Raw genomic sequence first — 9659 nt, 5'->3', positions numbered from 1 at the left:
ATTCCCGATGCCAGTTCAAGGTCGAGTAGTTCGCGCGGAAATTCATTTCCTGCCTCAATGTAAGCGTCAAGCTCGTAGAGCAGACAGCATTTTAGTTTTCCGCAGGCACCGGCCATTTTTTGCGCCGATGGCGACAGGCCTTGCTTTAGCGCCGCTTCCGACGAAATACTTGAAAAATCGGTTCGCCAGCTCGAGCAACACAATTCTCGACCGCATGAGCCAATTCCTCCAATCAAACCGGCTTCCTGGCGGGCACCAATTTGTTTCATTTCCACTTTAATACGGAATTCGCGGGCATATACTTTAATCAGCTCCCTGAAATCAACACGGCCTTCGGCTAAGTAGTAAAAAATTGCTTTTTTGTTGTCGCCTCTGAACTCAACATCGCCAATTTTCATGTCCAGCCCAAGTTCCTGTGCTGCCTGGCGTGCACGTATCATGGTGGCTTTTTCGCGGCTGCGTGCCTCGTTCAGTTTCTGAATATCGGCATCGGAAGCTTTGCGGTAAACCACATTCAGGTCATAACGCGACGGGTTTTTTATCCGCAGCTTAAATTGTTTTTCGGCCAGGTAACCGGTTAGGGTTACTTCGCCAACATCGTGCCCCGGCGAGGAGGCAACAACTATACGGTCTCCACGTTTTAGCGGAAGATTTTCAACATTTTTATAGTATTCTTTGCGGGTTGACTTAAACTTAACTTCAACAATATCTGATTTATCGGTGGTGTCTGGCAAATCACTCAGCCAGTCGTATCCTTGTGTTATGCTACTTGTTGAATTATTGAACGAACATCCATTACAACTCATATAATCCTCTCTGCTTTCTGTCTGATGCGTGGCTTGCGCATTTATTGCACTGAGCTTCACGTGCATCTTGTAAATAATTCAATGCAAAGATTAGAAAAAGAATTGAATTTTCTAATCTGGAACAAGTCTAAATTAAAATATTATATTTTATTTAGGCCGGAAATGAGCTTTTTTGTTCCTTTATTGAAAATTAAATAAGGCAGAAAACTTTCATGAATCTCTTAAAGCGGCTTTTAGTTGTAGTATTTGTGGCCCTCGCATTTAATGGGCTGGCTTTTCAACTTTCAGAAAGGGCAACGGTTAGCATAATTACCTGCAGCCCTGGAAATGAGGCATATTCGGTTTATGGTCATTCGGCCATTCGCGTAAAAGATCCAATGTTGAATTATGACGTGGTTTTTAACTACGGAATTTTTGATTTTAGCAGCCCCAATTTTCTGTATCGTTTTTGTGCCGGGCAAACCGATTACTTGCTTGGCGCTTATCGTTTTGAAAGTTTTTTGAATGAATACCGGCACGATAAACGCAGCGTTTTTGAGCAGGAATTAAATCTTACAGCGCAGGAAAAACAAGCGGTTATTGATTTTCTAGTGTGGAATGCACAGCCCGAAAACAGGGTGTACCGCTATAATTTTTTCTTTGATAACTGTGCCACGCGGGTGCGCGATGTAATTGCCGACAACGTAAATGGCGGCATTACTTACACCGACAGTGCCAGTCATAAAACCTTGCGAACGCTGATAAAAGATTGTCACCACAAAATAAGATGGTTGAATTTTGGTATCGATTTTTTGGTGGCAGCTGAGTCCGATCGTGAGGCAACGCTTGAAGAAGAAATGTTTTTGCCCGATTATGTGATGCAGCATTTTGCAACGGCAAAAAGAAATGATAACGGGCAGAATATTGCGCAACCGGTTCAGGTACTTTACCAGGCGCCGGAACAAACTCAAATTCTGACATGGCTTTGGGGGCCGCTCATGGTTTTTTCATTGTTGTTGCTGGTGGTAGCCTATTTCACATGGAAACAGTTTAAGAACGAAAAAATGAAGCCCGCGCTTGATATTGTGCTTTACGGGATAAACGGACTTGGTGGTTTGTTGCTCACCTGGTTTACCATTTATTCCGAACATCCGGCAATGAGCCCGAATTATAACCTGATGTGGCTGGTTCCGCTGAGTCTGCCATTTGCAATTCTATGGCTACGAAAAAAATGGCGTTCGGCGATTCGTTATTATCACCCTATTTTTGCGGTTTGGATGATCTTGTTTTTTATTTCGGCACCTTTTCTGCCGCAAAAATTTCATCCGGTGTTTTTCATCATGGCAGCCACATTTTTTATTCGGGCAGTGGCGCATTCGTTATTAATTTTGAAGTCTTTAAAAGCGGCTCGCAGTTAATTTATTTATTGGAATTATCTTTTGCACCGTTCTTTAGAGCGGTGTAAAAAAGAGGATATTTCAGCAGTGATTTTTTAGATTTTTTGTAAACTTCATTCTACAAAAAATCTAAAAAATCAGATTGGTCTGGATGCTTTGGTATCACCGCCTTAAAAGACGGTGCAAAAAATAGTTTTCGGAACTTGAATCAAAGTCATCAGCGATATTTAATTGTAATCCAATTTCTTTTATCGCAGTTACTTTTGCCTTTTTCCTTTCAACTTTTGCCTTGGTGCAACCCGATATTGTTGAAAAGTTTGGATGAACAAATTTGTCATGGATTTCTTCCATGCATTGAAACAATTATCTTTGCTCAACGATGGCAAAAAAGGAAAAGAAATATGTAGAAACTCCGCTGATGAAGCAATATTATACCATCAAGGATAAACATCCTGATGCGGTGTTGCTTTTTCGTGTGGGCGATTTTTATGAAACATTTGGAGAAGATGCCATAAAGGCGGCGGAAATTCTGGGAATTACATTAACGCGCCGGGCAAATGGTTCCGCCAGTTATGTGGAGTTGGCAGGTTTTCCGCATCATGCGCTGGATACTTATTTACCCAAGTTGGTGCGGGCCGGACAGCGGGTTGCGATTTGCGAGCAGCTGGAAGATCCGAAAATGACCAAGAAAATCGTGAAACGTGGGATTACCGAGTTGGTAACTCCGGGGGTTTCCATCAACGATAATATTCTTGAGAACCGCGAAAACAACTTCCTCGCATCGGTCCATTTCGATAAAAAACGGGCAGGTATTGCCTTTCTCGATATCTCAACCGGTGAGTTTTTAGCTGCCGAAGGTAGTTTTGAATACATCGACAAATTATTGAATTCGTTTCAACCCAAAGAAGTGTTGTTTCAACGCGGAAGAGGGAAGGAGTTTAACGATCTGTTCGGGACAAAATTTTACACCTTTAATCTGGAAGACTGGGTGTACACCGACGATGCTGCAAACGACCGCCTGACCCGGCATTTTGAAACCAGTTCGTTAAAAGGTTTTGGTGTGCATAACATGCAGTTGGGTATTATTGCTGCCGGAGCGATTTTGCATTATCTCGATATTACGCAACACCAGAAGTTAAGTCATATCTCGGGATTAAGCCGGATTGAGGAAGAACACTATGTTTGGCTCGACCGGTTTACCATTCGTAACCTCGAGTTGTTTGCACCGCTTCACGAAAGTGGTAAAGCACTCATCAACGTGATCGATAAAACCATCACACCAATGGGATCGCGCTTGCTGAAACGTTGGATGGCGCTGCCTTTAAAAGATATCGATCCGATAAACGAGCGGCTGGAAGTTGTCGAGCTTTTTCTGAAAGATCCGGAAACCAAAGAAAACCTGGAAGAACACCTCCGTCAGATGGGCGATTTGGAACGACTGATTTCAAAAGTTGCAGTCGGTCGCATCAATCCACGCGAAGTAGTGCAGGTAAAAAATGCATTGGCGGCAATTGTGCCTATAAAGGCTGCCTGCGCCAGTGTTGACAATCCGGCTTTAAATCGTTTTGCCGAGCAGTTAAATCCTTGTGATCTGATTCGGGAGCGTATCGAAAAGCAAATTGTTGCCGATCCGCCAACAGCAGTGAATAAAGGAAAAGTAATTGCCGAAGGTGTTTCTGAGGAACTGGATGACCTGCGAAAAATCGCTTACTCAGGAAAAGATTACCTGGCGCAAATTCAGAAACGTGAAAGTGAAAAACATGGAATTCCATCGCTGAAGATCAGTTTCAACAATGTTTTTGGTTACTACATTGAAGTGAGGAATACGCACAAAGATAAGGTGCCGGCTGATTGGATTCGCAAACAAACGCTGGTAAGTGCCGAGCGATATATTACCGAGGAATTAAAAGAATACGAGCAGAAAATTCTTGGTGCTGAGGAGAAAATCCAGGTGCTCGAAGGCCGGCTTTTTGGTGAATTGATTTTTGCACTGTCAGAATACATTTCAGCTATTCAGTTGAACTCCCATATTCTGGCACAAATCGATTGTCTCTTGTCGTACGCCACATGCGCAACATCCTATAAATATTTTCGGCCGGAGGTGAACGATGCTACTTCAATCGAGATCAAAGAGGGGCGGCATCCTGTAATAGAGCATCAGTTGCCAATTGGCGATTCGTACATCGCAAACGACGTAAAACTTGATCAGGAAGATCAACAGATCATAATTATTACGGGGCCGAACATGGCCGGTAAATCGGCACTGCTGCGTCAAACAGCGTTAATTGTGCTGATGGCGCAAATGGGATCGTTTGTTCCTGCCGAAGTCGCAAAAATCGGTTTTGTAGATAAAATATTTACCCGTGTTGGAGCTTCGGATAATATTTCGCTGGGCGAATCAACTTTTATGGTGGAGATGAACGAAGCGGCGAGCATTCTGAATAATGTTTCCGATCGCAGCCTGATTCTTTTCGACGAGCTGGGGCGCGGAACATCAACTTACGACGGAATTTCCATCGCCTGGTCGATTGTGGAGCATCTGCACGAACATGCTTTCACCAAAGCAAAAACACTGTTTGCCACCCACTATCACGAGCTGAACGAAATGGAGGGAGCTTTCCCGCGCGTGAAAAACTTTAACGTTTCCATAAAAGAGGTGGGCAACAAAGTTATTTTCTTACGAAAACTGGTTCGTGGAGGAAGTAATCACAGTTTTGGTATCCATGTGGCGGGCATGGCAGGCATGCCAAAATCGGTAATTCAACGTGCCGAGCAGATATTATCGAAGTTGGAAGGCGGAAAAGAGAAGGAAAGTTTAAGTAAACCTTTAGAAGAGATTGGCGAAAATCGCGAAGGCATGCAGTTGAGCTTTTTTCAACTGGATGATCCTGTGCTAAAGCAAATTAGGGATGAGATTGCCGGGCTCGACGTGAATAATCTGACGCCAATTGAAGCCCTGAACAAGCTAAATGAAATAAAGAAATTGACAGGAATTTCTTAATGGACTTCAATAATTTTTGCCAGATAAAAAAATAGCAATATATTTGCATCGCTTTTGAAAAAGCAAGTTCATTAAAATATGCGAGAATAGCTCAGTTGGTAGAGCACGACCTTGCCAAGGTCGGGGTCGCGGGTTCGAGTCCCGTTTCTCGCTCATTCACGATAATCCAAAGGATGCCCGGGTGGTGGAATTGGTAGACACGTTGGACTTAAAATCCAATGATCATTATGATCGTGCGGGTTCAAGTCCCGCCTCGGGTACCATTTTTTGCGAGAATAGCTCAGTTGGTAGAGCACGACCTTGCCAAGGTCGGGGTCGCGGGTTCGAGTCCCGTTTCTCGCTCAAAACTAAGACTGCATATTAATTTATGTGGTCTTTTTTTATGCCTTAAATTTAGCAGAATAGCTCGGTTGGTAGAGCACGATCCGTCAACTGACGGATCGGGGGCGCGGGCCCTGACGATTCCCGAGGAATGTCAGGATGCTGACCAAAAGCGTCAGCATTCGAGTCCCGCCTGTCCTGACATAATCGTCAGGATTTCTCGCTCTTAAAAGGCTTCACATTTTTGTGAGGCCTTTTTTTGCCTAATATTTTCTTTTGGTTGGCTGCCGGGCTTATCGCTTTACCGGTTTTGTCAAGCTTGGTTTTTGTAATTGCTACGCGGGCTCCCATTGTCGCCTTCGTCCAATAACAAAAACTGGTCGCTTGTCTGCAACAGGGTGTCGCTGCAATCCCTGCCAAAGGGGCCTGTGGTTATAAGTTTTTGCACCATGCTTTAGCTTGGTGGCACTTTAATAAGGAAAAGGAATGGCTTTAGCCTTTAAAGGCTAAAGCCACGGAGCAAAATACTGTATTTCGAATTTTAAGGACTAAAGTCCGGAGTTGGGAATTATGCTTAACCCCGGCAGTAATGCCGGGGTTTGTGAACTGTAACAGACACCGGACTTTAGTCCTTAACTAATAACTTCCCTTTCTTTGTCACTTCCGAATTTGCAATACTTTTTCTTTCCCAACATTATTGCTATTTTCACATGCAACCAATTAAACTAAATCATGCAAAAACAAATTCATCTATCGGTTTGGGTACTGTTTTTAAGTGCCGTATTATTTTCATGTCAACCCGCGCAGCAAAAAGCAGAACCACAGGCTGACGCATCACAATTCATAACTATCAGTGGACCGGACCTGATCGCACCCAATGGTGAGAAATTCTTTATCCAGGGAATCAACCTGGGTAACTGGCTAAATCCGGAAGGTTATATGTTCAAATTCCAAAAAACCAGTTCCGCACGGCTTATCGACAATATGTTTCGCGAAGCGGTGGGGCCTGATTTTACCAACGAATTTTGGAAAGAATTCAAGGATAATTACATCACCCGCGAAGATATTCGTTATTTAAAAAGCACAGGCGTGAATTCTATTCGCCTGCCGTTTCATTATAAACTGTTTACCGATGAGGATTACATGGGGCTTTATTCCAACCAGGATGGTTTCGCGCGCATCGATAGTTTGGTGGAGTGGTGCCGCGAATCGGACTTGTACATTATTTTGGATATGCACGATGCCCCCGGTGGACAAACCGGAGCCAATATCGACGATAGCTACGGTTACCCGTGGTTGATGGTTAGCCAAGAAAGTCAGGAGTTGTTTGTGGAGATCTGGCGAAAAATTGCCGACCGTTATAAAAACGAACCAATAATTTTAGGCTACGATTTGCTGAACGAACCAATTGCCACCTATTTCCCGGAAGATGAAGAAATGTTGAACAAACAACTGGAACCACTTTATATGAAAGCAGTAAAAGCCATTCGCGAAGTGGATAACAACCACATTGTTTTGTTGGGGGGAGCGCAGTGGAACGGCAATTTCAAAGTGTTTACCGATTCCAAGTTCAACGACAAAATGATGTACACTTGTCACCGCTACTGGTGCGATACCATGCAAGCAAATATTCAGGATTTTGTTGACTTCCGCGACTCCGTGAATTTGCCAATCTACATGGGAGAAACCGGCGAGAATACGGATGAGTGGATCGCTGCCTGGACGCGCCTGATGATAAAAAACAATATCGGTTACCACTACTGGCCGTATAAAAAAATGGGAAGTCCGCGTTGTATGGTTACCATTCCAACACCTGAAAACTGGGATATAATTGTAGACTTTGCTGAAGGACCGCGTGATACGTACGAGGCAGTGCAGGCAAATCGTCCCGATCAGGAGCTGGTTAAAAAAGTGATGATGGAATACATTGCTAACCTGAAACTGGCAAAATGCGAGATAAATGAAGGGTATATTCGGGCGATGGCAATGGAGCCGTAATTAGCTTGCTTTTCCATTAAAAAATACTTTGTAAAAAAATCAAAAAGTCCGGTTTTTGTTTGAACTTCCCAAATTGAATGACGATATTGTTCGCCCGTTATTGCTGTGCGCAAAAGGAATCGTAAGTCAAAATTTCAAAACCATTAATCATGAATTTCAAATTTAAACTGTTGATAGTGCTTTGTGGGTTTTTCTCACTTGCAAAAGTTCAGGCTCAGGACACCAAAAAGCCCAATATTATTCATATTCTTGCCGATGATGTGGGCTTCGACGATCTGAGTTGTTTTGGCTCGAAGGACATCAATACGCCTAACCTGGATAAGTTGGCAGCAGAAGGCATGAAGTTCACGAGTTTTTATGCGCCACACGGTACATGTACGCCATCTCGGGCAGCCACTTTAACCGGTCGATATGCGCCAAGGGTAAATAACGGTACGGGCTTGTACGTGCTGTTTCCGCATTCGAAACATGGTTTGGAAGACGAGCTGGAGGTTTCAATCACCGAATTGCTAAAAGAACAAGGCTACACTACCGGATTATACGGTAAATGGCACTTAGGACACTTGCCACAGTATTTGCCATGTGTTCATGGTTTCGACGAGTTTCTGGGAATTCCTTATCCCAACGATCATGGCCCGGAGCGTATCGGGAATTCGGGCTGGCGACCAAATGGTATCAGCGATCCGGAGATTCCGTTAATCGAGCAGGCGCAAATTATAAAACGATGCGACAACAATGACTTGGCCGAGCTTCCGGCATTGTTTACCCGCGAAGCCTGCAAGTTTATATACCGCGCAACACAGGAGGACAAACCGTTCTATCTGCAATATGCAAACATCGAAACGCACACGCCCTGGTTTGTTCCAAAAGGTTTCGAAGGGCAAAGCAAAGCCGCGGCATATGGCGACGCTGTTGAATACCTCGACCGTTCGGTGGGCATCATTCTAAATACCTTAAAGCGACTGAAAATTGAAGACAATACAATCATCGTATTTTCTTCGGATAATGGCCCGTTGGTGCACCGCGACGAGGAGTTGGAAAACTGCTACGGAAAGTTTGGTTTTACCGATCCCGACCGCGAGCACATTTTGCGCGAAGGCAAATACCAGGAACGTTACGAAGGTGGAATCCGGGTATCGTGTATTATGAAATGGCCGGATGTAATTCCTGCAGAGACTGAATGTGATGTACCAGTAACGGGCATGGATCTGTTTACCACATTTGCCAATATTGCTGGTGCCGAAATTCCTACCGACAGGGTAATCGATGGGAAAAATATTTTGCCTCTTATGAAAAATGAAGCAGGAGCTGTTGCACCTCATAAAGCGGTGTATGGTTTTACTGCAACAGGAAGACTAATGAGTGTGAGGTATAAAAACTGGAAACTGATATTGCCCGGAGAACACTGGACCGGAAATTTGGATACAGCACATTTATACGATGTGGAAAACGATCCGGGTGAGAAGGAAAATGTTGCTGATAAAAATCCCGACGTGGTGGACACCATTTTAGCTATGGCCGAACAGGCAGAGGATGCTATAAAAAATAATAAGCCAATACAGGATTAGAAAACTCCCGTTAAAATGGGAAATGACAAAATAAAAAAGCGCGCCAATGGCACGCTTTTCTTTTTATATTTTATGCATGGTTTAATTAAACACATAGCGCACATTAAATCCAAAACCACCCCAGTGGAGGTCGGTATTGTCAATAATCTCCAGCGCCGGGCGGTAATCAAGTCCTAAAACCAGCGGAATTTCCACAAACCGGTATTCAAGGCCAATTTCAAAAGCTGCTCCCAGATTAAAATCTGTTTCTGATTTATGGTCTCCGGCAACAACATAGTCGTGATCGATAATGGCCAGGTATGGTCCAACACCCATATACCAGTTAAAAGCTTCGTCGGCCAGCGGACGGTAAAGGAAATCCCACAATAGGTCGGCAGCTACACCGTCGCCAAACGAAAGGTCGGCATGCAAACGGTTAAATTCTCCTGTCGAGAAAATTCCATCAACTGCAACGCTTCCGGCCGAAACATCGCCAAAACGTATACCAAGTTCCTGTGCGTTTCCAATAAAAATACCTGTAACAGCTAAAATTGCTGTCAATACAATTCTTTGTAGTGTCTTTTTCATTTTGTAAAAATTGTTTTCTGAA

The 9659-nt window shown here is 43.8% G+C and carries 6 protein-coding genes and 3 tRNA genes; 7 read left to right on the top strand and 2 right to left on the bottom strand.

Annotation, left to right across the window (positions count from 1 at the left end):
- Positions 1 to 872 (bottom strand): regulatory iron-sulfur-containing complex subunit RicT (locus QZ576_RS14645; RefSeq protein ID WP_297098456.1); only part of this gene is annotated, 872 nt, incomplete at its 3' end.
- Between the two features lie 146 nt (positions 873 to 1018).
- On the opposite strand from QZ576_RS14645, the gene QZ576_RS14640 reads away from it, so the two are divergent.
- The 7 genes from QZ576_RS14640 to QZ576_RS14610 all read left to right on the top strand — a co-directional run bounded on the left by QZ576_RS14640 (position 1019) and on the right by QZ576_RS14610 (position 9070).
- Positions 1019 to 2203, top strand: coding sequence for a DUF4105 domain-containing protein (locus QZ576_RS14640; RefSeq protein WP_297098453.1), 1185 nt, complete (start codon positions 1019 to 1021; stop codon positions 2201 to 2203).
- Between the two features lie 358 nt (positions 2204 to 2561).
- Positions 2562 to 5183 (top strand): DNA mismatch repair protein MutS, encoded by a 2622-nt coding sequence (mutS, locus tag QZ576_RS14635; RefSeq protein ID WP_297098451.1) that lies wholly within the window; start codon positions 2562 to 2564, stop codon positions 5181 to 5183.
- 80 nt (positions 5184 to 5263) lie between these two features.
- Positions 5264 to 5336 (top strand) — tRNA-Gly (locus QZ576_RS14630).
- A gap of 22 nt (positions 5337 to 5358) precedes the next feature.
- A tRNA-Leu gene (locus QZ576_RS14625) sits at positions 5359 to 5446 on the top strand.
- Positions 5447 to 5452: 6 nt separating this feature from the next.
- Positions 5453 to 5525, top strand: a tRNA-Gly gene (locus QZ576_RS14620).
- Between the two features lie 711 nt (positions 5526 to 6236).
- Positions 6237 to 7502, top strand: coding sequence for a glycoside hydrolase family 5 protein (locus tag QZ576_RS14615; protein WP_297098449.1), 1266 nt, complete (start codon positions 6237 to 6239; stop codon positions 7500 to 7502).
- A 149-nt stretch (positions 7503 to 7651) separates the two neighbouring features.
- A complete protein-coding gene (locus tag QZ576_RS14610; protein ID WP_297098447.1) occupies positions 7652 to 9070 on the top strand; it encodes a sulfatase in 1419 nt (472 codons plus the stop codon).
- An 81-nt stretch (positions 9071 to 9151) separates the two neighbouring features.
- On the opposite strand, the gene QZ576_RS14605 is transcribed toward QZ576_RS14610, so the two are convergent.
- A complete protein-coding gene (locus QZ576_RS14605) occupies positions 9152 to 9637 on the bottom strand; it encodes a hypothetical protein (protein ID WP_297098445.1) in 486 nt (161 codons plus the stop codon).
- Positions 9638 to 9659: the final 22 nt, after the last annotated feature.

The sequence above is a fragment of the uncultured Draconibacterium sp. genome, assembly GCF_913060805.1.
In the GTDB taxonomy this organism is placed as follows: Bacteria; Bacteroidota; Bacteroidia; order Bacteroidales; family Prolixibacteraceae; genus Draconibacterium.
Note: the sequence above shows the minus strand (reverse complement) of the source record. Positions and strands in the feature narration are given on the sequence as shown.

What these genes read in the sequence shown, in the direction of transcription:
- QZ576_RS14640 (WP_297098453.1), top strand. Translation starts at nt 1,019, where the DNA reads ATGAATCTCTTAAAGCGGCTTTTAGTTGTAGTATTTGTGGCCCTCGCA.
- mutS (WP_297098451.1), top strand. Translation starts at nt 2,562, where the DNA reads ATGGCAAAAAAGGAAAAGAAATATGTAGAAACTCCGCTGATGAAGCAA.
- QZ576_RS14615 (WP_297098449.1), top strand. Translation starts at nt 6,237, where the DNA reads ATGCAAAAACAAATTCATCTATCGGTTTGGGTACTGTTTTTAAGTGCC.
- QZ576_RS14610 (WP_297098447.1), top strand. Translation starts at nt 7,652, where the DNA reads ATGAATTTCAAATTTAAACTGTTGATAGTGCTTTGTGGGTTTTTCTCA.
- QZ576_RS14605 (WP_297098445.1), bottom strand. Translation starts at nt 9,637, where the DNA reads ATGAAAAAGACACTACAAAGAATTGTATTGACAGCAATTTTAGCTGTT.